Genomic DNA, 25,680 nt, shown 5'->3' on the forward strand with positions numbered 1-25,680 from the left:
TAGCGTGGCGGCGGTGAGCAGGACCACCGCCGCCGCGCTCGGCCGTCGTCAGGGCCTCGTGCAGTCACTTCGGTCGCACTTCGTCATCGAGCCGCGCGAGGTGAACGTCGACGACAGCGAGGGGACGCGACTGCGCGCCGCCGTGCGCCGAGGCTGGGTCTTCAGTGCGGTGTGGCTGGCCTACCTGATCTATCCGGTACGGGCGGTGTGGAGTTACGACGGGCCCGTCCACTGGCAGGTGGCCGCAGCGCTGTGTCTGCTCGCCTTCGCCGCGGTGTTCCTGGGTGGTTTCCGCGACTTCCGGGGACGGCTGCATGCCGAGGCGCAGGTGCGGGTGCCCCGACAGTGGGCTGTGGTGGTGGCGCTGATGCTGCTGCTGGTTCCGGTCGCTCCCGCAGCCGGTGACTCCGTGTTGACGGGATGCGTGTTCGTGGCGGTTCTCGCCGTCATGACCCTTCCTCGCCGGTCGGGTCTCCTCGTGCTCGCTGCGAACGTCGCCGCGGTCGAGGTGCTTCCCCGTGTCGTCCCGAGTTGGACCCCGGACGATTCCGCCGGGTTCACCGTGGCGGTGGCCGCGTTCGCCGCCTGGGGAATCAGCCAACTCGTCGCTCGCAACATCCAGCTGACCGAGGCGCGCCGCCGCCTGTCCGACCTGGCCGTGGTCGAGGAGCGCGAGAGAGTCGCTCGCGACGTCCACGACATCCTCGGCCACTCGCTGACCGTCATCACCATGAAGGCCGAGCTGGCCGGGCGACTCGTCGAGGTGGATCCGGCGCGTGCCGCCGTCGAGATCGCCGACGTCGAGAGCCTCTCGCGCGCAGCGCTCGCCGACGTGCGATCGACGGTGGGCGGGCTGCGTCACCTGCGACTCGACACCGAGATACGGGGAGTGCGCAGCGCCGTCGAAGCGGCAGGGATGACACTGCACATCGAGGGGTCGGTGCGTGACGTGGCGGAGGAGTTCCGTGAGCTGTTCGCCTGGGCGCTCCGGGAAGCGGTGACGAACGTGGTGCGTCACAGCGGCGGAACCGAATGCCGGGTGCGACTCGACGCCCGCCGGATCACCGTCGCGGACAACGGCATCGGGCCGCAGGGCGAGTCCACGGGCACCGGCCTGCGGGGACTCACCGACCGCGCGGACGCCCTCGGCGCCGCCGTCCGGGTCGCACGGGGAAGTGACGGCGGGTTCACTCTCACGGTGACGGCGCCGTGACGATCCGACTCCTGCTGGCCGACGACCAGGCCCTGGTCCGCGGCGCTCTGGCCGCCCTGTTGGGACTCGAGCACGATCTCGACGTCGTCGCGGAGGTGGGGCGCGGCGACGAGGTGGTGCCCGCAGCGCTCGAGCACCGTCCCGACGTGGCGCTTCTCGACGTCGAGATGCCCGGGGGAGACGGCATCGCGACCACCGCCCTGCTGCGGGCGGCAGTCCCCACGTGTCGCGTGCTCGTGGTCACCACCTTCGGACGGCCCGGGTACGTGCGGCGGGCCATCGACGCCGGTGCCGGCGGATTCGTGGTCAAGGACACGCCCGCTCGCCAGCTCGCCGAGGCGGTCCGGCGGGTCCACGCCGGGATGCGCGTCATCGACCCGGCACTGGCGACGGAGACGCTGACGGCCGGGAACTCGCCCCTGACACCGCGGGAGCGGGACGTCCTGTCCGCGGCGCGCTCCGGGACCACCGCCGGGTCCGTCGCCGCCGCGCTGCACCTCTCCGAGGGCACGGTGCGGAACCATCTCTCCGCCGCCATCGGGAAGACCGGTGCCACCACGCGCGCCGAGGCCGTGCGCATCGCGGAGGACAACGGGTGGTTGTGAGGCGCGCCGGACCGATCTCCGCGGGTGCGGCTGGCAGAATCGACGTGTGAGTACCGACTACCGCTACGACGACCCGTACGTGCCGCAGCCCGATCGTCTCGGCTTCGGCGGCACCGTCGCGCGCTGGCTCCGTCGGCTCGTCGCGGGCGTGGTCCTCGTGGGAGTGCTCCTCGTCGGTGGGACCGCTGTTCGGGTCTGGCAGGTGGCTCGGATCGACGATCACACGCCGTCGGACGCCATCGTCGTGCTCGGCGCGGCCCAGTACGACGGCGTCCCGTCGTCGGTCTTCGAGGCGCGACTCGAACAGGCGTCGGCGCTGTTCTCCAGCGGGGTCGCTCCGCTGATCGTGACGGTCGGTGGCAAGCAGGTGGGCGACAACTACACCGAGGCGGCGTCGGGTCGGAACTACCTGATGGACCAGGGTGTTCCGGGCGAGGACATCGTCGCCGTCGAGGAGGGGTCGGACACCCTGCTCAGCATCGAGGCCGTCGCGGCGGAGTTGCAGTCGCGAGGACTGACCGACATCACCCTGGTGAGCGATCCGTGGCACTCGCTGCGCACCCGCACCATGGCGCGCGACGCCGGTCTGGACGCGTGGACGTCGCCCACCCGCCAGGGCCCCGCCGTGTTCACCCGCGAGTCGCAGATCCACGGGATCGCCAGGGAGACAGCGGCTCTGCTGTGGTACCAGCTGACGCACTACTCCGCGGACTTCCAGTACACGGCCAGCCAGTGACGCAGTACGACGCGGCGGACCTCGAACGACTGGTGGCGGAGGGGCCGAAGACGGCCGCGCTGGTGCTCACCGAGACACCCGGCGATTCGCGAGGACACTTCGCCCGTGATCGCGCCCGGGTGCTGCACTCGGCCGCGTTGCGACGCCTCGCCGACAAGACTCAGGTCACCGGTCCCCGTGAGGGCGACACGCCCCGCACCCGATTGACGCACTCTCTGGAGGTCGCCCAGATCGGGCGCAGCATCGCCGACGGCATCGGGTGCGACCCCGATCTGGTGGAACTGGCCGGGCTGGCTCACGACATCGGCCACCCGCCCTACGGACACAACGGCGAGCGGGCCCTCGACGAGGTGGCCGAGTCCTGCGGCGGGTTCGAGGGCAACGCTCAGAACCTTCGGATCCTCACGGTGCTGGAACCGAAGGTCCTCACCGAGGACGGCGCCAGCGCCGGGCTGAACCTCACTCGTGCCTCGCTCGATGCCGCGATCAAGTACCCGTGGCTGCGGCCGCGGCCGGGCGCGAAGTTCGGCGCCTACGACGACGACGCCGACACCCTCACCTGGATCCGCGAGGGCGCACCCGAGGGTCGTCAGAGCCTGGAGGCGCAGGCGATGGACTGGGCCGACGACGTCGCGTATTCGGTGCACGACGTGGAGGACGGCATCATCGCCGGGCGCATCGACCTCCGGTCGCTGGCCGACCCCAGCGAGCAGTCGGCCCTCGCCGAGATGTCGGTGAGCGAGTTCCGCGGCTTCGACCGTGACCACATGCGCGAGGCCGCTCAGCGGTTGTCGGAGATGCCGGTGGTCACCGATGCGTCAGGCTACGACGGCACTCTCGTCCGCTCGGTGGCGCTCAAGCGGATGACGAGCGAACTGGTGGGCCGATTCACCACCGCCGCCATCTCCAGCACCCGGGAGGCGGCCGACGGCAGGCCCGTGCGGCGCTACGAGGCCGATCTCTCCGTCCCGTCGCTGGTCCGAGCGGAGGTGGCGTTGCTCAAGACGATGGCGCTGCGTTACGTGATGTCCGACGCCGGGCACCGGCTCCGGCAGGACCGTCAGCGCGATCGCATCCACCGCGTCGCGGCCTGGCTGCTGTACTCGGCACCGACCTCGCTCGATCCGATGTTCGTTCCCGTGTGGAACGCCGCCGCGGACGACTCCCAGCGCATCCGCGTCGTGGTGGATCAGATCGCGTCCTACACGGAGTCGCGGCTCGAACGGGTGGACAAGAGCAGCCTCGGAGCGCAGGCGTCCTGGGGTTAGCGGGTCCGGGTCGGTACGGCGGGGAGCCGTGTCGGACCCGGCACTAGACTGGGCTCGTGGCCGGCCGGATACCTGAACGCGATGTAGCCGCCATTCGCGAACGCACTCGCATCGAGGACATCGTCGGCGAGTACGTCGCACTGAAGGCTCCGCGAGGCGACTCCATGAGCGGGCTCTGCCCGTTCCACGACGAGAAGAACCCGTCGTTCCACGTCCGGCCGAATCACGGCACCTTCCACTGCTTCGGCTGTGGTGAGGGCGGCGACGTGTACACGTTCCTGCAGAAGATCGAACACATCACGTTCGTCGAGAGCGTCGAGCAACTCGCGGATCGGCTGAGCTACTCCATCTCGTACGAGGGTGGCGGCACCTCGGTCCAGCGTGATCGTGGGACCCGGTCCCGCCTCGTCGCGGCCAATGCGGCAGCGCAGCAGTTCTACGCCGAGCAACTCGGATCACCCGAGGCGCAGGCGGCGCGGGACTACCTGACGCAGCGCAACTTCGATGCCGCCGCGGCACAGGAGTTCGGGTGCGGGTTCGCCCCGAGTGGGTGGGACACGCTCACCAAGCATCTGCTGAACAAGGGCTTCGAGTTCAAGGAACTCGAGGCGGCCGGGCTGTCCCGCGAGGGCAAGCGGGGTCCGATGGACCGGTTCCACCGTCGCTTGCTGTGGCCCATCCGCAACCTGTCCGGTGACGTCATCGGCTTCGGCGCACGCAAGATCTTCGACGACGACACGATGCCGGGAAAGTATGTCAACACTCCGGAGACGTTGCTGTACAAGAAGTCTCAGGTGCTGTTCGGCCTCGACCTGGCGAAGAAGGACATCGCCAAGGGGCATCAGGCCGTCGTCGTCGAGGGCTACACCGACGTCATGGCCATGCACCTGGCGGGAGTCAAGACGGCGGTCGCCTCGTGCGGTACCGCTTTCGGTGACGAGCACCTCGCGCTCCTGCGTCGGCTGCTGATGGACGACAAGTTCTGGCGCGGCGAGATCATCTACACCTTCGACGGGGACTCAGCCGGTCAGGCCGCCGCGATGAAGGCCTTCTCGGGAGACCAGAAGCTCGCCGGCCAGACGTTCATCGCGGTGGCTCCGGACGGGATGGATCCGTGCGACCTGCGCCTCGAGAAGGGGGACGCGGCAGTACGTGATCTCGTCGCGCGTCGTACCCCGCTCTTCGAGTTCGCCATTCGCGGCGCTCTGTCCGAGTGCGATCTCGACACCGCCGAGGGACAGGTCGAAGCCCTGCGCCGCACCGTGCCGATGGTCGCGCAGATGAAGGACCGTGCGCTCCGCGACAACTACGCGGCTCGGCTCAGCGGCTGGGTGGGCTGGATAGACGAGCGCATGGTGGTCAACCGGGTGCGCGAGGAAGCGGCCAAGATCGCGAAGGGTGGCGCTCCGGCGCCGCTCCGGCGGCCGGTGCGCAGTACCGAGACCGAGAAGGCCGCGCCGGTCGGACCGGCCCATCCGGCGCGCAACGACCCCACGCTGTGGCCGCAGCGCGAAGCCCTCAAGGCCGTCATGCAGCACCCCGGTATCGCCGGGTCCGTGTTCGATTCGCTGCCGCCCGAGACGTTCGGGCACCCGGCGTACGCCGCGGTGTCCGAGGCGGTCCGCGAGGCCGGTGGAACGGCCGCGGGGCTCGGGGGCGGGGAGTGGCTCGACGCCGTCGGCAAGAAGGCGGAGCCGAAGGGATTGCGCTCCCTGGTCACGGAACTGGCCGTCGAGGCCATGCCCATCTCCGACGAGGCGACCCCGCGCTACATCTCGGGGGTGCTCGCGCGTCTGCAGGAGGTGTGGGTCGGCCGGCAGGTCGCGGAACTGAAGTCGAAGCTGCAGCGCATGTCACCCATCGAGAAGCCGGACGACTACAACGCGCTGTTCGGCGACCTCATCGCGCTCGAGCAGTACCGCCGCAGCCTGTTGGAGCAGGCCGTCGGCAGCACCACGGACGCGGAGTTCCCCGCCGTCTAGAGCTTGTCGTGCGGGATGTAGAGCTGAGTGTCGTCGACCTGCTTCATCGGCTCGAGCTTCGGCTGCGTGCTGAGGGTGTCGGCCAACTTCTGGCGTCCGGCCGACACGACCTTCTTCGTCGCGGGGCTCGACGCCACCGCCTTCGTCGCGCGGCTGATCTGTTCGTAGCGCGCCCGCCCCGCCTTGGTGCCGAGCACGTATCCGGCAGCGATGCCGGCCAACATTCCCATCATGTGAGCGTGAGTCCTTTCGAGACGTCTGAGACCATCCTGCCCGACGTGACCGGGCACGGCGAACTCCCCGGGGCGGGTGCGGCGAAACGAGAAGAGCCCGTGACCGACAACGGTCACGGGCTCTGCGTGCTCCCCCATCTGGACTTGAACCAGAAACCCTTCGATTAACAGTCGAATGCTCTGCCAATTGAGCTATGGGGGAATGTTCGTGGCTCCGACAGCACCCTCTCGGATGCATCCTCGCCGAGAAGAGACTCTAACCCATGGCACCCGTCGACCACCAAATCGCCTCGTCCTGGCATCACCACACCCGGCCTGGTCAGGGTAACCTAACTCGGAACGACGACCTCGACTGCGGGAGCACCGACGATGACCGACGACACCGAGCCGACCTTCTACTGGGCCGAGGTGGTGGACCGGACGACACTGAGCCCCAACCTCGTTCGCCTCACCTTCGGCGGAGAGGACCTGCGCCGGTACCGCCCGGCCGGTGTGGCCGACGAGTGCGTCGCGCTCTACTTCCCGGCTCCCGGCGACGCTCGGCCGCCGGCCATGCAGTGTGTCGACGGGGTGTGGTGGTACCACGACGACGCCACCCGTCCCGAGGGACGCAACTACACGGTGCGACGGGTGACGGACGCCGGTGAGCTGGTGATCGACTTCGTCGCCCACGACGGCGGGGTGGCCGCGTCCTGGGCGCTGTCGGCGCGACCGGGCGACGTCGTGGTCGTCACTCCGCCGCGGCACTGGTTCGCGCCGCCGGCGGACACCGCGTGGTTCCTCCTCGCGGCGGATCTCGCCGGGCTTCCGGCGCTGGGCCGAGTGCTCGAGGAGTTGCCCGCGAACACTCGGGCCCATGCGATCGTCGAGGTTCTCGACGAGGCCGACGTGCAGACGTTCGAGTCGGCGGCCGAGGTGACAGTGCAGTGGTGCGTCGGGTCCGGTAACGGGCACGGTCCCGGAGTGCTGCCGGACGCGGTGCAGGCGTGGGAGTTCCCGCCGGGCGAGGGTTACGTCTTCTTCGCGGGGGAGGCCGCGGACTCGCGTGCCGTCCGCAAGTACGTGCGCCGCGAGCAGGGTATGGGCGTCGACCGTTTCGACATCATCGGCTACTGGCGCGTGCGAGCCGAGCAGTGGCTAGCGAAGTACACGGCGGTGGAGAAGGAGGTGTCCGCCGTCTACGTTGGCGCGCTGCAGGAGGGCCGTTCGGAGTCCGAGGCGGCTCTGATCTACGACGAAGCGCTGGAGAAGGTGGGGCTCTGACGCACTCCTCGGCGCGCGAACTCCAGGAGCACCGCACCCGAAGCAACCCCTGCCACGATGTCGATCCACATCCGGTCCGACCCGGCGACGGCCAGGACGAAGCCGAGCACCCCGAGAACCGTCAGCACCGCGCCCAGGACGTCGAACAGTCGCAGGTGCCACAGGCGCGCCAGGACGACGAAGTGCACGCCGACCACGACGGCCACCCAGGCGACCCCGGCCTCGGGCAGTCCGAGAGGCCCCGCCACGACGCGGATGCCGACGAAGAGCAGCACCACCTCGGCGAGCACGATCATGGCGTAACCGCGTCCGAACGGTGTGACACCCGCGGGCACCGTGGCCACGGGATTGCGCGCGATTCCCACGAGAACGGTGATCGCGACCGCCGCAGCGGCCACACAGAACGCGAGACGCAGGAGTGTCGGCGACGACGCCGAGTTGACCACCACGAACACGAGTCCGAACACGGCGCCGATGAGGGATCCGAGCTTCTGTGGGGGCAACCGGCGTCGGGTGGTCATGGACTCAGTGTGGACGGTCTCCGGTCCGCGCGGTCACTTTCCGCGGGGGAGGTGCGGTCCTGGAGTGGAATACATTGCCCTCCGAATCGTCTTTGGGCTCGCGTGCGATGCCGAAACGCCACATCAACGGCCCCACGAGTCGATCGAAGACCGCCGGCACCAGCGAGTAGCCCGCCGACGCGAACTTGTTGACGAGGCCGAACACCGCATCGGCGTCCCGCTCACGCTGTGGGCGCCGGACGACCGCCGCGACGGCACGGGCGATGACCTCGGGCTCCGCGACGGGGGGAGGCGGCGACCCCGCTCTGCCGACGACGGTGGCGGCCTGCTCGTAGATCGGCGTGTTCACGGCACCGGGTGCGACGGCGCTGACGTGCACGCCGGGGTACTGCCGAACCTCCTGCTGGAGAACACGGGTGAGTCCGCGCAGCCCCCACTTGGACGTGACGTAGGTGCCCATCCACGGCACCGCGATACGGCCCAGCAACGAGCCGATGACCACGAGGTGGCCGTGCTCCTGGTCGCGGAACACCGTCAGCGTCGACCGTGCGACGTTCGCGGACCCGAGCAGGTCGACCGACACGGCGTGATCGAACACCTCTGCCGGGGTGTCGAGGAACGTCCCGTAGGACATCACCGCGGCGGAGTGCACGCAGACGTCGAGGCGTCCGAACTGCTCGACGACCTCGGTGACGACCTTGGTCACGTCGTCGCCGCGCACCACGTCGACCGGTTTGACGGCCACCGCGGCGGCGCCGCGTTGCAGGCATTCGTCGGCCACGGCGGCCAGACCGTCACGGCCACGGGCACACACGACGATGGACCAGCCGCGCTCGGCGTAGAGGTGGGCGGTGGCGCGGCCGATACCGCTGGACGCGCCGGTGATCAGGATCGTCCCGGCGGAGCGACGATCGGTGGGAGAGATGGACTGGGTCATGGATCACCTCGAGTATCGACGCGCTGCCGACGTCGGCGCGCGTCCGGAGAGTCGACGGCCGAGACCGTCGATGGTGACGCCAGTTCTCGACGCCGTCGACGCCGCGGATGTGACCGGCGGCGTCCCAGAGCAGTACCCCGAATTCGGAGTCACGAGCAGGACGAGACCGATCAACGCCGATATTTCTCGCGATACATCGCGTTGTCCGCCCGCCTCATCAGTTCGTCGAGGTCCGGGCCGACACCGCCGGGGGCGGGGTTCCACACCGCGACCCCCGCACTGACGGAGAGCTGCGCGGAGCCGAGCCCGTCGAGGGCGGTCGCCCCGAGGTCGAGGACCTCCTGTTCGCCGGCCCCGGGGAGGACGACCACGAACTCGTCGCCGCCGACGCGGGCGATCAGATCGTCGGAGCGAAAACTTCTGTGGAGAATGCCGGACAGTCGTACCAGCGCCGTGTCGCCCGCGTCGTGGCCGGCTCGGTCGTTGATCTCCTTGAGACCGTCGAGATCGAGATAGAGGACACCGACGGGCACGGCATCACGTTCGCAGTCGGCGAGCGCGGGCGAGGCGCCCCGCGCGAGACCGCGCCGGTTCAGCAGCCCCGTCAGGTCGTCTCGGTGAGACAGCGAATCGGCTCGAGCGCGTGCTCGATCCACCGACCTGTAGCGCTCCCACAGCAGACCGATGGTGCGGATCCGCACGTAGTGGATCAACCCCGCCACCAGAACGGTGCGCACGATCGCGGCCGCGAAGGTGCGCACCCCGACGTTTCCGATCCCGTTGACCGAGGCAAGGGCGATCCAGGCCAGTACGCCCCCGGTGACGACGACGACAACGTGCCATCGTCGTTGCAGCAGCGCGGCGGCGGCGACGATGGAGAGCGCGAGTCCGAAGGCGGGGAAACCGGAGTCCGCATCGGCGTTGCCCAGAACGGGACTGGCGATGATCAGGGCTGCGGCGACGAACGTCACGACGTCCGTGTGACGGTAGAACCACACGGCCCGCGGCGTGTGCAGTGCCCAGAACGTCGTGGCCGCGAGCGCGGCGACCAGCAGGTTGTAGGACTGAACCCACCAGTGGACCGCGTAGTGGGGGTCCGTCACCACCCACAGGAACACCGCTCCGTACAGAACGGTGCTCAGCACGCAGATCGCGGCGAGGCCCTGGACGACCACCACGTCCGATCGCACCGGATCGCCGTCGTGGGCGCTGTCGCGCCACTGCCGACGCGCTCGGCGTGCGGACGCCACCAGCGCGCCCGCCCCCGTGTCACTCACTCGCGCAGACCGCCCTCGCTCCGGGCTCCCATGGCCCGTGTCACCACCACGCTACCGGGCGGACGAGTCCTCGCCGTGGGAGAGGCGCAGGGCGCGACCACGTTCGACGTGTTCGCGATCGGTCTCCTCGTTCTTCTCCGAGACGCGCGTGTCGCGCGGTGGAAGCTGCAGATGGTCCTCGGCCTCGATGCCGGCCTGGAGTTGGCGGCCGCGTTCCAGCTCGGAATCGAGTTCCGCCCCGAACAGCAGAGCGAGGTTCGTGATCCAGAGCCACAGCAGGAAGATGATCACGCCGGCCAACGAGCCGTAGGTCTTGTTGTAGCTGCTGAAGTTCGCGACGTAGAAACCGAAGAGCACGGACGCGAGGATCCACACGACGATGGCCATGCCGGCCCCTGTGCTGATCCATCGGAACTTCGGCTGCTGCACGTTGGGTGTGGCGTAGTAGAGGATCGCGACGGCCAGGACGATCAGCGCGAGGACGACGGGCCACCGCGCGATGTTCCACACCGTCAGTGCGGTGTCGCCGGCACCGATCGCGTCACCCACGGCCGTGGCGACGGGACCGCTGACGGCCAGCATGAGTCCCGCTGCGGCGATGCAGATCAGGCCGACCAGAGTGACGACCAGCATGACCGGTCGCAGCTTCCAGATCGGTCGGCCCTCGTCCACCTCGTACATCCGATTCATGGCGCGGCCGAACGCGCCCACGTAGCCGGACGCCGACCATAGGGCGCCGGCCAGACCGATGATCAGGGCGAGTCCGGCGGTGGGCGCCTGCACGAGCTGCTCGACCGGTCCGCGCAGTGTGTCGACGGCGGACGAGGGCCCCAGGTCGGACACGATGTCGAGCACCGCGGTGACGGTGCGCTCGCCCTGCCCGAACACGCCGAGAAGGGACACGACGGCGAGAAGAGCCGGGAACAGCGACAGCACGGCGTAATACGTGAGAGCAGCGGCCAGATCGGTGCACTGGTCCTTGGAGAACTCGCGCGCGGTCTTGCGCAGGACGTAGAAGAACGACGGCGTGGTGAGATCGGTGGGTGAATCGGGCTTCCGAGGATCGTCCGGGTCCGCGTGGGCCGGGTCGTCACCCGTCGTCTGCTCTCGGGTCATGGACTGCGGACTACCCGCACTCACCCGACGCAAACCGCCGCCGGGTCACGCGGACAGCGGCGGGGTCGGGGCGTCCTCCACCTCGTGCACGCCGCGGACGAACTCGGCGAGAGCGTCCTGCGCGGTGTGTCGAGGCGCCCACTCCAGCAGGTCGCGGGCGCGACCGGAGTCCATGATGGGAAGCCGCAGCACCGCGTCGAACAGGCCGGGGTCGGTGGGAACGAGGCGTGCGGTGAACAGAGCATCGAGGGCGAGTCGCACCGCGGACGCGGGCAGAGGGATCAACCGCGCGCGGAGAATTTCCGCGAAGGTGGCCGGGGTGATGACGGGGTCCGCCGCGAGGTTGAACGCGCCCGACACCTCGCGCACCGCCGCCGCGGCGAATGCTCGTCCGACATCGCGGGAGTGCACTCCCTGGAACACCAGATCCGCGATGTCAGGGAAGACCGGGACGAACGCGGGTCGCACCAGCCGGGCCGGGACGATGGGTCCGCCGAACAGTCGACGCTGTTCCGTGGACGCCGACGCCTCGAAGACGAAGGCCGGGCGCATCCGGACGACCCGGAGGTCGGGATTCCGCGTCTCCACCCGGTCGAGCACACGCTCGAGATACGACTTCTCGCGCGTGTAGGCCGCGCCCTGCCAGCCGTGCGTCGGCCAGTCCTCGGTCACCCGAACGTCTTTCGATCCCGGGGAGTAGGCACCGACCGACGACGCGTGCACCAACGCGCTCACTCCGGCCGCCGCCGCGGCGTCGAAGACCCGCATCGCGCCGACGACGTTGACGTCCCAGGTCTGCACCGGATCGCGCGACGGCTGGAACTGCCACGCCAGGTGTACGACGACGTCGACTCCGTCGAACAGCGGAACCAGGTCGTCCCGTGCGATGTCCGCCTCGACGAACGTCGTCCGTGCGGGAGCCCACGCCGGACGACCGTTCGTCGGCACGGGCGAGCGCCGCGCGATCGCACGGACTGCGGAGACCGCCGGGTCGACGACCAGCGCGTCGACGACCGAGGTCCCGAGGTTTCCCGTCGCTCCGGTCACGGCCACGACGAGCCCACTGCGTTGTTCCGGCATGTCGTGGCGATACCCGTGCGTCGGGGAGCCAAACGGGTATCCGGCTCCCGCGTCGCCGTTCAGCGCCGTGACTTGACCCGATACATCGCGTTGTCGGCGCGCCTCGTCAGGTCGTCGAGATCCGGCGCGTGTGGTCCCGGACTCCACACTGCCAGTCCGACACTGACGGACACCTCGGTGGTCATCGAGAGATCGCGGATGGACGCGCTCAGATCCAGCGCCACGGTCCGGTCCGTGTCGGGGAGGACCACGACGAATTCGTCACCGCCGACGCGGGCGACGATGTCACTGCCGCGGAACGCGGTCCCCAGCATCTCGGCGAGTCTTACCAGTACGGCATCTCCGGCATCGTGCCCGAGGGTGTCGTTGACATCTTTGAGACCGTCCACGTCGAGGTAGAGAACGCTCACGGGCCGAGACTCTCGTCGGCACCGATCGAGTTCGGTCGCCGCACGTCGCTGAAGGCCGCGACGGTTCGCCAGGCCGGTCAGATCGTCGACGTGCGACAGGGAGTCGGCCCTGGCACGTTGCTCGTCGACCATCCGATACTTCTCCCACAGCAGGTCGATGGTCTTCATGCGGAAGTAGTGGATGACCGCGACGACGAGAACGGTTCGCAGCACCGACACCGCGAAGGTCTGCACGCTCACGTCGGTGCCGTGAGCCACCGCCAACGCCGTCCACGCGCACACCGCCAGCGTGGTGAACGTGACGATGTGGGCGCGACGTTGGAGTATTCCGGCGAAGGCCACGATGGCCAGAACGAGTCCGAAGGCCGGGTACGCAGACCCCGCGCTGGCATAGGCGAGGACCGGACTGCCGACGACGAGAATCGCGGCCACCAGGGTTACCGCGTCCGTGTGCCGGTAGAAGATGCCGGCACGCGGGGTGTGCAACGCACACCAGGTGACTGCGGCGGTCACCGTGACCCCGAAGGTGTAGGTCTTCGACCACCAGGAGAACGCGTAGTCGTCGGCCGTCGTCATCCAGACCAGGACAGCGCCGAACAGGAGCGTGCAGAGTGCCGTGATGGTGGCGAGTCCTTCGACGATGACGAGGTCGGAGCGCACCGGATCACCCGCGCGCGCCGTGGATCGCCACACCGTCCGTGAGTGCTGCGCACGGTCCGTCCACGAACCGGGACCGGTGATTCTCGCCATGTAGACCGTCCTCGTGACCAGCCCCCGTCACCCGCTTCCAGGTGAAATGTACTCGACCCGACCCGTTCGTGATCCCGTTCGCCCGACCTGCCGGAACCGGACGTCAGGGAGCGTCGGTGAGGTACCCGCCGCCGCGGGGGAAGTACTCCGCAGCAGGGATCGTGCGGTCGTCGTCCTCGGTGCGCACCGCGTCGATCACGAGCGCTCGGTTACGGCCGAGGTGGGCGTTCGGGCCGGAGACGATCGCCATGCCGTCACCCTCGTGGATGAAGACGCGACCGGGTGTACCGCCGTAGATGCCCTGCGACACATGCGCTTCGACGATGCGGAGCCGACGGCCACGGTGATGGGTCCACGCGTTGGGGTAGGGGTCGGACTGAGCGCGGACCAGACGGTCGATGTCCTCTGCCGGCCACGTCCAGTCGATACGGCTGTCGATGTCCGCACGCTTGTGGAAGAACGTCCGCTGCGAGAGGTCCTGCGGGGTCCACACCGCGGTGCCGCTCTCGATCGCGCCGAGTGCCTCGAGCAGTACCTCGGGAATGAGGTCGATGGTCGCCTGCACCAACTGGGTCGCGGTGTCGCGCGGGCCGATCAGAACGGACCGCTGGATGACGACGTCGCCAGTGTCGAGTTCGTCGTCCATACGGTGCGCGGTCAGGCCGGTCTCGGCCGCGCCGCTGATCAGCGACCAGATCACGGGGGAGAAACCCGTGAACCGGGGCAGCAGTGAGTCGTGCAGGTTGAGGGTGCCGTGCGGCGGCATGTCGTAGATGGACCGGGGCAGCTTGGTGCGCCAGTTGTTCGCGACGATGATGTCCGGCTTCGCCTCCTCCAACGCGACGCGCAGCGCATCGTCCGGAGTGAGGGCGAGGTGGACCGGCACGTCGTGGGCGCGTGCCAGATCTTCCACGGAATCCGACCAGATCGACTCGTACGAGTGCTCACTGGGAGGATGGGTGACGGCCAGGACCACCTCGTGATCGGACTCGATGACCGTCCGAAGCGTCGTGTGTCCCCAGGTCTGATAGCCGAACATCGCCACTCGCATGCTGGTTAGCCTAACCTTCCCCGGCCACCTCTCGGCATCAGCCCCTGAGCATCACCGGGACGCCCTGGTAGGGCTGCAGGGTCATCGGGAAACTGCCCAGCTCGTCGACGACGGCGATGTCCTGGTCGGTGAACAGGTCCACCACCGTGGCCCCGCCGGTGAGGTGCTTCGACTGCACCGTCGCGTGGATCTCGTCGCCCGTGAAGTTCAGCACCGTCGCCGAGATGGATCCGTTGCCCAGCTGGTGCACCAGGACGAGCAGCCCCTTGTGCGACACGGACGGGACGTCGAGCTGGGTGGCCGTCGCGATGCCGTACCTCGTCCGCACATCGAGGATGCGGGACAGCTGACGCGCGAACGACGTCGAGTCCTTCATCTGCTCCGGCAACGAGCCGTAGAGACTGCGGCCTCGGGGGATCCCGGACTCCGACCGGGTGGCGTCGGGCGAGGTGTTCATGAGGTCGTGAGCCCCACGGTTGATCCAGCGGGTGTCGCCCTCACGGATGAGATCGGCGACCTCCTCCGCCGGCACCGGGAGGATGCCGGTGAGGTCCCAGCCGGACAGCGCGAACACGCCCGGTTGCAGCGCGTTGTACATGGCCAGCATGAGATGGGCGCGCTTGACCGTCTCGATATCGGTGTCGTCCATCCGGTCGAGGTCGCGGATGCCCAACGACGCCGTGATGACCGACGCGGTGGTGCAGGCGATCCCGTTGTTGGTGAACGTGCGGTTGTACGGCGCCCACCGGCCGGTGAGTCGTTCGCACAGTTCGGCGCGGATCTGGTCACCCAGATCGCCGCCCTTGATCACGTCGCCGCCGTACGAGAATTCGTCCTCACGGTGCAGGGTCGCGAAGTGCACCAGCTCGAAGGTCATCTCGTCGTGATTCTGCAGCGCGTGCACCAGCGAGGCGGTGTCCACACCGTGGTCCCGCGCCAGATTCATGGTGAGCCTGAGGAACTCGGTGTTCCCCATGACGAGCGCGTGGTGATAGGCGGGGCGGTTGATGAAGTCGTAGGACAGATCGGCGCCGCTGCTTCCCATCGCCTTGATGTCGTCGATGGTGAGGTTAAGCTCCTGGAAGGTGAAGCCACCCATCTTGCGCACCACACTGGAGATGAGGTGATTGGCGGCCTCCGAGAGCGGGTGGCCCTCGGACCATCCCGGACCCTCGGTCCGGCGCTCGACTCCGAGGAACCCGTTGGCGTCGAGACGCAGTGCGCCGGCGCCGAGGTCCGCGATGGAGTGGCAGGCGTCGCCGATGACGAGGCGCATACCGGCGAACGAGGGATCGAGCCAGTTGATGGAGGGCTGACCCGCCTTGAAGTAGTGCAGGTACACCCAGCGGCGCTCGACCCCGTCGACTCCGCGGATGACCGGCGTGGCACTCCAGTTGGTCTCCTTGACGCCCATCTCGTAGAAGATGACGCGCTGGAGCTGGCCGACGATGTACCCGGCACGAGCGAGATTGGCCTCGGACTCGGCATCGATGTTCACCGAGTCCTGGCCCGCCTTCACGCGGGGGAGCAGGTGCCAGTCCTGCGGTTCGATCTCCACCATGTGGTAGATGCCGGGGTAGTCGGAGACGTTCATCTCCGCCAATCGGAAATCGGCGCCCTTGCCGGTGTGTCCGGGGACGATGTCGTCGATGACGATGCCCTCGTAGGCGGACGCGACGACGCACAGCCGCCGGAACTCCTCCTCGGAGCCGAACGCCGGGTCGATCTGCATGCTGACGCGGTCGAAGTGGCCGTCGACCGACGGTGTGGCATGCCACCCGTGCAGTCCGCCGGCCTCCTTGACGGGGCCGGTGTGCACGGCCGTGATGCCGATGTCCGAGAACACCTGCCACAGAGCCTCGTCGCCGAGCGTGCCGAGAAAGCTCTGTCCTGGAGCCGCGATGAGCGAGATGGGATACGCGGTGAACCACACGGGTGCGCGCTCGACGGCTCCGCGCGGATCCGGCGACGCGTAGGGGTTCTGCCACATGCTGCCCTTGCCGGACAACTGTTCCGCGATCAGCTTGGCATCGTGCAGCATCGACCGGTCGACGAGCCACGACACGTACTCGGGATTGGAGGCGTCGGCGTCACCCTGGGGCAGCGCGCCCGCGGTGCGGTACGCACGACGCACCGACGGCTTCAACGGGCGAGGCCTGGCCGGGTAGAAGCTCTCGTCGTACGTGATCTCGCTGGGTTCGTGCTGAACTTCCGGATCCACTGTTCCTCCGATGTGACGGGACGCGCGGACATCTTCGATGGGAAGCTCCCACAGGCGTGCCTGGTCTGCATGCCGTCCGGGGAACTACCCGAGGGTCGACGAACCGAAACGCCGACCGCACCTCAGACTACGCACGGACCGACGGAGTGTGCCGAACACGCCTCGGTGGATCGGCGGGCGTGTGATCGAATGGTGCAATGGACACGGAAGGGCGGGCCGAAGGTGGCCTGACACCCGAACGACTCGGTGAGATCGTCGGCTCGCTGGGTCGACGCATCGAGGACACGGACGAGCTCGGCGAGTTGCTGCAGCGGTCGGTGGATCTCGCGCACGACGTCATCAGAGGCGCCGACAGTTGCGGCGTGACAATCGATTACGACGGCACCACGTACACGGCGGTCTACACCGACAGCACCACCCTCGCGGTGGACGAGATGCAGTACGAGACCGGCGAGGGTCCGTGCCTGGAGGCGTCCCGTACCGACACCACGATCGTCGTCGACTGCGACAGCACCGAGCAGCGGTGGCCGGAGTTCGCGGCCGCGGCGCGCACCGAGGGTGTGCACTCGTTCCTCGCCTCGCCCATCAGGACCCTCGACGGCGTGATCGGCTCGTTCAACCTGTACGGCTCGTCCGCCGACGCCTTCGACGACATGGACGCCGACATCCTGGACAGCCTCACCACCACGGTGGGACGGGCCATCGGAGAGCATGCTCGCTACACCGACGCCACCACCACGGTGAGCGGACTGCGTGACGCCATGGCGCGACGCGCCCCCATCGAGCAGGCCAAGGGCATTCTGATGGCGATGCGCGGTCTCGACGCGGACGCCGCGTTCGACGTGCTCTCGCGTGAGGCGCAGCGCCGGAACGTGCGAGTTCGCGAGGTGGCCGCCGACTTCGTGCGCGACGCCACCAGGACCGATCCGGCCGGCTGACGGTCAGCCGGCGCGTCGCTCCAGCAGCATCGAGGTGACCTCGTTCGCGCTGGCCGGGTGGGCGAGCCAGAAGCCCTGGGCCAGATCGCAACCACTGTCCCGTAGACGGTCGAACTGGGCCTGTGACTCGACACCCTCGCCGACGACGGCGACGTCGAACGCGTGTGCCAGGGACACGATGGCGGACACGATGGCCTCGGGCTGCTTGCCCGGCATGGCCTGGATGTACGTCTGATCGATCTTGAACGCCTCGATGACGGGATACCGGCTGAGGTAGGTGACGGAGCTGTGGCCGCTGCCCAGATCGTCCAGGAGGATGGACACGCCCATCTCGTGCAGTTCGGTGAGGGCGTCCCGCACCTGCGCCGTGTCCGCGAGCCACACCGTCTCGGTGATCTCCAGGCCGAGTCGGCCCACCGGCAGACCGGAACTGGCGAGGATGCGGGCGACGCTGGCCACGAACTCGGGCTGGCGAAGCTGCAGGGCACTGACGTTGACCCGCACGCCGACGTCCGAGATGGCCTGCCACTCCGCCGCCTGCACGCAGGCGGTGTGCAGAGCCCACAGGCCGAGGGTGTTGATCTGGCCCGTGCGCTCGGCGATCCGGACGAAGGTCTCCGGGCTCACCGAGCCGAGGGTGGGGTGCTGCCACCGCGCGAGTGCCTCCACGGCGGTGATGCGGCCGGTCGCGATGTCGAAGATGGGCTGGTACGCGAGCGTCAGGATCTGGCTGTCGAGAGCCGACCGGAGATCGGCCGACAGAGCCAACTGGTTGCGGCGGTGCTCTCGATCGTCGGTGTCGAACACCGCGACGTTCCCGCGACCGGTGTCCTTCGCGCGATACATCGCCACGTCGGCGCGGCGAATGAGCTCGTTTCCGGGCACGGTGTCGTCCGCCAACGCGACGCCGATGCTCGCGGTGATGCGCAGTTCGTTGCCGTCGACGACGATGGCCGCCCGCACGGCGTCCGCGTAGGCCTGCGCCACGGCGATCGACTCCTCCGGACCGGAGAGGTTCTCGCAGACCGCCACGAACTCGTCGCCGCCCAGGCGAGCCACGGTGTCGCCGGGGCGCGATGCCCGAGTGAGGCGGTTGCCGATGGACACCAGAGCAGAGTCGCCCGCCTCGTGCCCCAGCCCGTCGTTGATGGACTTGAAGTCGTCGAGGTCGATGAGCATGACGGCCGTCGTGGTGGCCTTCGCGACGCCCCGCTCGACGGCGGACTCGATGCGGTCGTACGCCAGCGCGCGATTGGGGAGCCCCGTCAGCGGGTCCCGGAGGCTGCGGTAGCGCAGTTCACTCTCGACGCCGACACGATGCACGGCTGCGGACACGACGTCGGACACCGTGTCGAGGGCACCGGTGTCGAGCATCGGATTGTCCGGGACCAGAATCGGCGGCCCCGCCGTCGTGATGTCGATGATCGGCACGGACGACCCGGTGGCGGAGGAGAGGTAGCGCGAGTCGACCCCGAGGACGGTCAACACACCCCACGGCTGGCCGGTGCCGTCGATCGGCACGGCGACCGCGTTCTCGACACCACCCGCGACGAGGGCGGCGACGTCGAACCTGGACTCGTGCGCGTCCCCGGACCACACGATCCGGGTGGCCGATCGGCTGGCGAACGCGGTGATCGAGGAGGACGGTCCGGTGGCGCACAGATCGTGCGGTGCGTCGTCCCCCGTGGCGGCGACGATCTCGAGAGTGGCAGGCAGGTCGTGCGCGCGGGTGATGACGGCGCACCGCGCCCCGTACAGCGTCACGACGGCGTCGGTGGCCGCCGACAGAAGGTCGTCGAGCCGGCCGCGCAGAGCGAGCCTGCTCAGCTCGGCGACGACCCGCTGCTCGGACGCCCGGAAGGTCGACGCGTCCAGAGCCTTCTGCAGGAGATGGTCGTCGGCATTCTGTGCAGAGGCGTCGCGATGGATCGAGACGACCAGGGACGAGTCGTCGTCGTGGCCGCGTACGGCGAATGCTGAGGTGGACACCGCGAGCCTTTCTCCTGTGAGGTGATGCACCAGTTCTGTTCGGCCGAGCCAAGTTCCGTGGAGCTGGACAGCCGAGAGGATGTCCGTGAGCGTCGTGGGGGGAGTGGGGACGACGACGGCGTCCACGGTCGGATCGTCCGACGGCCCGTGCTCACCGCCGTCGAGTCCGAGAGTCCTCGACGCCTCGGGATTCGCGTGGACGATCCGGCCGTCGGACGTGGACACGAGCACCACGTCGGGGGAATGGTCGAACACCGTCGCGAGACCGAGTCGCGAGGACATGAAGGCCTCCGACAGCGTCGGGCGCGGGTCTGATCCATCCTCGTCGGGCATCATCGTCGTTCCTCACGGCTCTGCCGTCGGTCCTGCCTCTCTCGTCACCGTTCGGAGTCGACGAACAGACGGGTAGCCGGGTCGATCGCTTCGAAACAAACCTAGAGTTCAAAATATAGCAGACGAACAGCCGAAACGACGGTGTGTGCGTGTCGGGACAACGGTGTCCCGGCGAGGGGGACGTCCTGGCCTGACGACCGAGGTGTGGGAAGGCGAAGGGTCCGAGTGGGGCGGGCGGGGCTCGAACCCGCGACCAATGGATTATGAGTCCACGGCTCTAACCGACTGAGCTACCGCCCCCGGCGCTGACGCGCGCTCACGATACCTGGGCAGGATCAGCGACGGCGGCCGCGGGTACGCGTGCCGCATGACCGAACCGAACGGCGACTCGCCCGTGTCCGACGAACCCTCGACCTCCTCGGAGAGGCCCTACGACTCCTCGCGCGACCCCGACGCGGACCCGTCGGAACTGGACGACGCGGCCGGAACGCAGCCCGATCAGGCGGAGGGCTGACGTTCAGCTCGGTGTGAGCGTTCCGACTCGCAGCATCTCGAGGACGACGTCGGCGGGCTGGGGGCGGGCGTAGAGGTACCCCTGCGCGCGCGAGCACCCCAGTTCCAGCAACACGGCACGGGCGTCGACGTCCTCGAGCCCCTCCGCGATGAGGTCGAGGTCGTAGGCCCGAGCGAGGGCGGTGACGGCCTCGACGATCGCGCGGTCGTCCCTACTGGTCGCGAGGTGGGTGACGAACTCGCGATCGATCTTGACGGCGTCGACCGGCAGCGTCTTGAGATGCGAGAGCGAGCTGTACCCGGTGCCGAAGTCGTCGATGGCCACGCGTACCCCGAGTGCACGGATGTCGCGCAGAGCCCGTGCGGCCAGGACGATGTCGTGGACCACCGCCACCTCGGTGATCTCGATGCACAGGTACTGCGGCTCGAGGGAGTACCGGGACAACGCCTCTCGTACGGTGTGCACGAAGTCGAGCGAGACCAACTGTGCGGGTGACACATTGACCCGCAGTGCGATGTCCAGTGTTCCCAACGTCGAGCGCCACGACGCGTACGTTCTGCACGCGGTGTGGAGCACCCACCGTCCGAGGTCGGTGGCCAGGTTGACGGCCTCGGCGATGGCGATGAACTCGACGGGCGGCAGCATGCCCCGGGTGGGATGCTGCCACCGCACCAGGGCCTCGACCGCGGTGATGCGGTCGGTCGTGAGGTCGATCTCGGGTTGGAAGTACAGGAGCAGTGACTCGCCCTCGATCGCTGCGCGCAGATGCAGCTCGATGTCGTTCTGCAACTCGTTGCGTTCGCGGATCTCGGAACTGAACAGCGAGACCTGATTGCCCCCGGCCGTCTTGGCGGCCAGCGCAGCCTGGTCGGCGTCCGCGATCACCGAATCGACCGTACCGCTGCCGGGGATGCCCAGTGCGACACCGATACTGGCCGTACGTGAGACGTACTCGCCCGCCATGTCGACCCGTGCGGTCACCACGGTGAGAATGCGGCAGGCCTCGGCGTACGCGTCGTCCTCCGTCATCGGACCGGGAAGAACGACCACGAACTCGTCGCCGCCCCACCGTGCGAGAAGAGTGTCCGCGTCCGAATGCCGCTGCAGCCGTGCACCGACCGTGCGGAGGAACGTGTCACCGGCCGAGTGCCCCAGGAAATCGTTCAGGGCCTTGAGGCGATCGAGGTCGAAGTAGAGCACCGCGAATGCGTCACCGCCCCCGGCGAGTCGAGCGGACAGCAGCTCCGAGACACCCCGCCGGTTGAGCAACCCCGTCAACGCGTCGTGCGTGGCGGCCCACTGCAGGTGCTCCTCGGCGTCGATCCGAGCCTGCAGTTGGGAGAAGAGGGTGGCGATCGCCTCGAGCGCGTCGACCTCCTCGTCCGACCACTCGCGGTCGCCCGACGCCACGAGTCCGATGACCCCGGTGGTGATGTCGTGAGATAGCAGGGGTACGGACACCATGGAGGTGCTCGTGTATCCCGAGGCCGCCTCCACGCGGTGCCGATAGTCCTCCATGGCTGGGTCCGGACGAAAGAGAAGCGGCTCACGGAGGAACTCCGCGGCGGCGAAGACCGGGTCCGCGTCGGCAAAATGTACGACTCCGAGTGGATCAGGATCCGGAACGTCGACCCTGTCGGGCCACTCGGCCACCATGTGTGTGGCTCGACGGGACCGATCATGATGTCGCAGGAACCCTGCGTCGACAGCGAAATAGTCGACCAGGTCCTCCAGCGCGGACCGATATCCTGCAGCAACCGTCGAGGCGTTCACGCCGATCAGGTGGGTCGCCACCCGGGTCACCAATACGTCGAAGCTCGGACGGCGCTCCAACGTCGGGTCTCCTCGCGTGGCTGCGGAGCGCTGGACTGCACTCGTTCAGCCGACTGTACCGCGAAGAGTGCCGTCAGCGAGGTCGACGCCGACTTCGAACGGCGGGAATTGCGCAGTGAGACAGTCGCAATACGAGGCCGACCGGTTTGTCTCGCGGCTGACCAGCGGTATCGAGGAAGCGGTGACGCAGTGCGCGTAGTCGCTCGGCGTAACGCGGGGACAGAGCGTCGAATTCGTGCTCCTCCGAGGCGTAGAGGAACACGGGAGACACGGGATGGACTGCCAGACCGTGCAACTCGGCCGTGATCCACGCACGCTCCACTGCACCGCCGGCGACGACGTGATCGCGGCCGGTGGTTCCCGGCGCGAACACGACGAGTACCGCGGACGTGGTCGCCATCCGATCGCGCGTGTCGTCGCCCAACGCCGTGCCGGCGTCCCAGTCCGCGAGAAGACGCATCACGTCGGGTCGTCGGGCGACGTCGAGCTTGACCAGGTCGGTGGCGTCGAGGGCCAGAGTGGCGACATCGATACCGGTGTCCGGGTCGTCGTCTCCGGGCCACCGCAGTTCGGACATCATCTCGGCGTGCAGCGTGGTGGTGAGGTAGCGGAGTCGGTCCGATTCCGCCAGGATCTCGCCGATCTCGGACAGCGCCGCCCGATCCGTGATCACGACCGCTGAGCCGTCCTCCGCTTCAGCCGCCGCGCACAGGTCGCGCACGACCTCGTCGGCCAGGGCGGTCGGTGTGCCCGGGTGACGGTTCGTCGAACGCCGCATCATGGCCTCGTGGAGGGGAGCGAGGGCAGTGTCCGGCCTTCGCGCCACTGTCAGGTCGACGCGTACGCGACCGTCGCCCTCGTCGACGACGGTCGGCACCGCCGTGAGTCCGGCTCGGGCCGCGGCGACCCGAGCGTTGAACACCGCGGCGCCCACGGCGATTCGGCTCCCGCGGTGCGCGACATCGAGACCGGTGGTGCGCAGAGGATCGAGCGTGATCGTGACGACGTCGTCGGACGTCGTCACGATCCACGGCTGAACGTTGCCGCCGGACGGTGCGCGCCGAGCGGCCTCCACCATCGAGTCCACGACCGAGGTCGGTGTCGTGGGCGCCGTCGTCGGTGCCGGCTCGTCTATGGGGTCCCCGGCGCTCTCGGTCGTTCCGAGGGTGTCGAGCGCGCCGTCGACGTCGATACGAGTGCGACCGGACGGCATGGATTGCCCCAACACGATGCGCCGCACCACCGCTGCGACCGTCGCTCCACCCAGAGCGACGTCGCTCCCGAGCTGCGGCCACGTCGAGATCGTGCGGTCGACTTCGACCATGGACGCGGCGAACCGCGCGGACACGTCGGATGCACCGAGGATCGACATGACGTGGGGTGCCTTGTCGCGCGTGCTGAGACCGGTGAGGGCGCCCGACGAGAGCGTGCCGACAGCGCCGTGGAAGATCGGACGATCGGGCTCGAGATCGAACCGTTCCACGTCGAGAAGACCGCGGTCGCTGGTCTCCATGATCACCGGGATGCGATGCCGCTTGGCGGCTTCACGCAGCAGGACCTTCACGTCGAGGGAATCGCATTCCTCGATGACGATGTCGAGGCCGTCCAGGAAGTCGTCGACCGTGTCGGCGGTGATGCCGCGTGCTTCGACGCGCACGGACAGGTAAGGGTCCAGCTCGGCGATGCGCCGGGAGACGATGTCGGTCTTGCTCTCGCCCAGGTCGAGAACGGTCGACGGGATCCGGTTGAGGTTGGAGAGCTCCAACTCGTCGAAGTCGGCGACCCGCAATTCCCCGCACAGTCCCTCGAGGGCCAGGGTGTGCGCGACCGCGTGCCCCACGCTGAGACCCACGACGCCGATCTTCGCCGCGCCGAACCGGTCCTGCTCCTCGGCGGTGATCTTGTTGCGGTTGCGGTCGAGCCGGAGCCGCCGGAACCCGCGAGGCCCGAGAACGCGGACGAGCGTGCGGCGCCACGGATAATGCACCCAGCGAGGGGATTCGTCCAGAACGTCGGCATCGGGCCGAGGGACCAGAGCGGACAGTCCCCGTGCCTGGGCGTCGAGTGTGTCGAGAACGACGGTCACACCGTCGCCGAGCAGAGACTCGACGACCACTCGGTCGCTCGGGGACCGCGGGTCGAGAATCGTGGGTGTGGCGTCGTCCGCCCGAGTGGGGTCCACCAGCATGTCGGTCACCGAGTTGGGCTCCTCGTCGATCGGTCGGGTACGGCGGTGGCCGCCCACGAATGTGCCAATTGGGCTGCTGCGTCGTCTATTCGGCGCACATGGCGTGGATCGGCCCGGTCGCGATAGCTCTCGAGATCCCACCACAGAGCGCGGGTGCGATAGCGATCGTCGGGGTAGACGGCCGGTTCGACGGACTCAGCTGTGACGGCGCCGGTGCTCTGCCACATTCGCACCACATGATCCGCTGCCGTGACCAGCGCGTAGCGGGCGCCCAACAGCGAGCAGCCCAGCGGTCCGGCGTACCCGATGACGTCGGCGAGGTGACGATCGCGTGCCGCCGTCGACTCGACCCAACCAGTCTTGAGCTCCACGACTCCGCGCCCCAACCGCTCGTCGACCATCTGCCGCAGTACCATCCGGCCGATCGGGTGATGCCGCCACTCGATGTCGGCATGCGTGTCTCGCGCGTCGGTGTAGGGCCCCTGCAGTCTGGCACCGGCGAGCATCGCCCCGGAGGTGTCCAGCGCGCAGAAGAACAGAGCGGTGGTCGAGCCGTCGCGGATGGTGTCGTGTTCCAGCGCCGGCAGAACGTCGTGGTGGGTGTAGCTACGGTGTGCACCCTTGAGGAAGCGAGTCCACAGATCAGGTCTGCTGGAAGGCGTCGTCGCGATGATCGTGCAACCGAAGTGTCTGTCGACGTAGTGACCCTGAGTGTGCGCCCGGACCGGGGAGAAGGGCAACGCTGACGGGGCCGACATGAGGCACTCCTGCGTCGTGAGGGTGAGCCGAGGGAAAGTCAGGCGACCGCGTCGACCGGGGTCGACTCGACCATCAGGTAGCGGCGGTCGCCCACCACCATGCGGGACATGGCCATGTCGACCTCCACTGCCCGGCCGTCCTTGCGGACCAGCCGGAGACGCGTGGCAACGGACCCTGTGAAGTACGCGCGCTCTGTCGCGTTAACGAGGGCTGCACTGTCCGCAGGATGGAGGATGGAGGACGACGGCACGGCCGCGAGCTCGTCCGCCTCGTACCCGAGCAGGCTGCTGCAAGCGGAGTTGTAGAACGCCAGGGCTCCCGAGGAGTCGTGCACGGTCGTCGCTCGCGTCGATCGGACGACGCGGGTGTAGAGACTGGACAGTTCGGACTGCGTGGAGCGGCGCATCAGCGTCGTGTTGACACGTGCATCGATAGCTTCCGTACCCGACATGTGATCCATTGT

The 25,680-nt window shown here is 68.4% G+C and carries 22 protein-coding genes and 2 tRNA genes; 8 read left to right on the forward strand and 16 right to left on the reverse strand.

Features of this window, described 5'->3' with window-relative positions:
• Positions 1–13: 13 nt before the first annotated feature.
• The 5 genes from QE449_RS08420 to dnaG are packed head-to-tail and all read left to right on the forward strand — an operon-like array spanning position 14 to position 5,804.
• Positions 14–1,213 (forward strand): sensor histidine kinase, encoded by a 1,200-nt coding sequence (locus QE449_RS08420; RefSeq protein WP_162246772.1) that lies wholly within the window; start codon positions 14–16, stop codon positions 1,211–1,213.
• The gene (locus tag QE449_RS08425) at positions 1,210–1,818 is read left to right on the forward strand and encodes a response regulator transcription factor (protein WP_307108620.1); all 609 of its coding nucleotides are present in this window, start codon (positions 1,210–1,212) and stop codon (positions 1,816–1,818) included. Before QE449_RS08420 ends, QE449_RS08425 begins: the two co-directional genes overlap by 4 nt.
• A 46-nt stretch (positions 1,819–1,864) precedes the next feature.
• Positions 1,865–2,554 (forward strand): YdcF family protein, encoded by a 690-nt coding sequence (locus QE449_RS08430; protein WP_027505738.1) that lies wholly within the window; start codon positions 1,865–1,867, stop codon positions 2,552–2,554.
• The gene (locus QE449_RS08435) at positions 2,551–3,822 is read left to right on the forward strand and encodes a deoxyguanosinetriphosphate triphosphohydrolase (RefSeq protein ID WP_027505739.1); all 1,272 of its coding nucleotides are present in this window, start codon (positions 2,551–2,553) and stop codon (positions 3,820–3,822) included. Before QE449_RS08430 ends, QE449_RS08435 begins: the two co-directional genes overlap by 4 nt.
• Positions 3,823–3,878: 56 nt before the next feature.
• Positions 3,879–5,804: a DNA primase gene (dnaG, locus tag QE449_RS08440; RefSeq protein ID WP_056445766.1), complete on the forward strand. Its 1,926-nt coding sequence runs from the start codon at positions 3,879–3,881 to the stop codon at positions 5,802–5,804.
• Here the strand turns inward: dnaG and QE449_RS08445 are convergent.
• Positions 5,801–6,037 (reverse strand): hypothetical protein, encoded by a 237-nt coding sequence (locus tag QE449_RS08445; protein WP_027505741.1) that lies wholly within the window; start codon positions 6,035–6,037, stop codon positions 5,801–5,803. The two genes, dnaG and QE449_RS08445, sit on opposite strands and share 4 nt — an antisense overlap.
• 129 nt (positions 6,038–6,166) lie before the next feature.
• Positions 6,167–6,239, reverse strand: a tRNA-Asn gene (locus tag QE449_RS08450).
• 167 nt (positions 6,240–6,406) lie between these two features.
• Here QE449_RS08450 and QE449_RS08455 point away from each other — a divergent pair.
• A complete protein-coding gene (locus QE449_RS08455) occupies positions 6,407–7,300 on the forward strand; it encodes a siderophore-interacting protein (RefSeq protein WP_027505742.1) in 894 nt (297 codons plus the stop codon).
• Here the strand turns inward: QE449_RS08455 and QE449_RS08460 are convergent.
• The 8 genes from QE449_RS08460 to treS form a co-directional block, all read right to left on the reverse strand.
• Positions 7,267–7,821 (reverse strand): hypothetical protein, encoded by a 555-nt coding sequence (locus QE449_RS08460; RefSeq protein ID WP_307108621.1) that lies wholly within the window; start codon positions 7,819–7,821, stop codon positions 7,267–7,269. The two genes, QE449_RS08455 and QE449_RS08460, sit on opposite strands and share 34 nt — an antisense overlap.
• A gap of 4 nt (positions 7,822–7,825) precedes the next feature.
• Positions 7,826–8,758 (reverse strand): SDR family oxidoreductase, encoded by a 933-nt coding sequence (locus QE449_RS08465; RefSeq protein ID WP_051613353.1) that lies wholly within the window; start codon positions 8,756–8,758, stop codon positions 7,826–7,828.
• Positions 8,759–8,928: 170 nt separating this feature from the next.
• A complete protein-coding gene (locus QE449_RS08470) occupies positions 8,929–10,035 on the reverse strand; it encodes a diguanylate cyclase (RefSeq protein ID WP_307108622.1) in 1,107 nt (368 codons plus the stop codon).
• Positions 10,036–10,086: 51 nt separating this feature from the next.
• Positions 10,087–11,151, reverse strand: coding sequence for a YihY/virulence factor BrkB family protein (locus tag QE449_RS08475; RefSeq protein ID WP_307108623.1), 1,065 nt, complete (start codon positions 11,149–11,151; stop codon positions 10,087–10,089).
• A gap of 45 nt (positions 11,152–11,196) precedes the next feature.
• Positions 11,197–12,231 carry an NAD-dependent epimerase/dehydratase family protein gene (locus QE449_RS08480; RefSeq protein WP_307108624.1) on the reverse strand — a complete coding sequence of 345 codons (1,035 nt, stop codon included), beginning with the start codon at positions 12,229–12,231 and terminating at the stop codon, positions 11,197–11,199.
• A gap of 59 nt (positions 12,232–12,290) precedes the next feature.
• Positions 12,291–13,391, reverse strand: coding sequence for a diguanylate cyclase (locus tag QE449_RS08485; protein WP_307108625.1), 1,101 nt, complete (start codon positions 13,389–13,391; stop codon positions 12,291–12,293).
• A gap of 103 nt (positions 13,392–13,494) precedes the next feature.
• Positions 13,495–14,442: a methionyl-tRNA formyltransferase gene (locus tag QE449_RS08490; protein WP_307108626.1), complete on the reverse strand. Its 948-nt coding sequence runs from the start codon at positions 14,440–14,442 to the stop codon at positions 13,495–13,497.
• 37 nt (positions 14,443–14,479) lie between these two features.
• Positions 14,480–16,663: a maltose alpha-D-glucosyltransferase gene (gene treS, locus QE449_RS08495; RefSeq protein WP_027505747.1), complete on the reverse strand. Its 2,184-nt coding sequence runs from the start codon at positions 16,661–16,663 to the stop codon at positions 14,480–14,482.
• Positions 16,664–16,860: 197 nt separating this feature from the next.
• Here treS and QE449_RS08500 point away from each other — a divergent pair, with 197 nt between their 5' ends.
• A complete protein-coding gene (locus QE449_RS08500; protein WP_056445747.1) occupies positions 16,861–17,601 on the forward strand; it encodes a GAF and ANTAR domain-containing protein in 741 nt (246 codons plus the stop codon).
• A gap of 3 nt (positions 17,602–17,604) precedes the next feature.
• Here QE449_RS08500 and QE449_RS08505 read toward each other — a convergent pair whose 3' ends face one another.
• Together QE449_RS08505 and QE449_RS08510 are read right to left on the reverse strand one after the other, a co-directional pair.
• Complete coding sequence (locus QE449_RS08505; RefSeq protein WP_307108627.1) at positions 17,605–19,926, reverse strand: EAL domain-containing protein; 2,322 nt, start codon at positions 19,924–19,926, stop codon at positions 17,605–17,607.
• A 223-nt stretch (positions 19,927–20,149) separates the two neighbouring features.
• Positions 20,150–20,223, reverse strand: a tRNA-Ile gene (locus QE449_RS08510).
• A 67-nt stretch (positions 20,224–20,290) separates the two neighbouring features.
• Between QE449_RS08510 and QE449_RS08515 the strand changes: the two genes are divergently transcribed.
• Positions 20,291–20,437, forward strand: coding sequence for a hypothetical protein (locus QE449_RS08515; RefSeq protein WP_197027787.1), 147 nt, complete (start codon positions 20,291–20,293; stop codon positions 20,435–20,437).
• 3 nt (positions 20,438–20,440) lie between these two features.
• Here the strand turns inward: QE449_RS08515 and QE449_RS08520 are convergent, their stop codons facing one another.
• The 4 genes from QE449_RS08520 to QE449_RS08535 all read right to left on the reverse strand — a co-directional run bounded on the left by QE449_RS08520 (position 20,441) and on the right by QE449_RS08535 (position 25,668).
• Positions 20,441–22,231, reverse strand: a complete 1,791-nt coding sequence (locus QE449_RS08520) for a bifunctional diguanylate cyclase/phosphodiesterase (protein WP_307108628.1) — start codon at positions 22,229–22,231, stop codon at positions 20,441–20,443.
• 112 nt (positions 22,232–22,343) lie between these two features.
• Positions 22,344–24,458, reverse strand: coding sequence for an Rv1355c family protein (locus QE449_RS08525; protein ID WP_307109694.1), 2,115 nt, complete (start codon positions 24,456–24,458; stop codon positions 22,344–22,346).
• Positions 24,459–24,463: 5 nt separating this feature from the next.
• Positions 24,464–25,216 (reverse strand): hypothetical protein, encoded by a 753-nt coding sequence (locus QE449_RS08530; protein WP_222638404.1) that lies wholly within the window; start codon positions 25,214–25,216, stop codon positions 24,464–24,466.
• Between the two features lie 38 nt (positions 25,217–25,254).
• Positions 25,255–25,668 (reverse strand): PAS domain-containing protein, encoded by a 414-nt coding sequence (locus tag QE449_RS08535; RefSeq protein ID WP_307108629.1) that lies wholly within the window; start codon positions 25,666–25,668, stop codon positions 25,255–25,257.
• Positions 25,669–25,680: the final 12 nt, after the last annotated feature.

This window comes from Rhodococcus sp. SORGH_AS_0303 (assembly GCF_030819335.1).
Classification (GTDB): domain Bacteria; phylum Actinomycetota; class Actinomycetes; order Mycobacteriales; family Mycobacteriaceae; genus Rhodococcoides.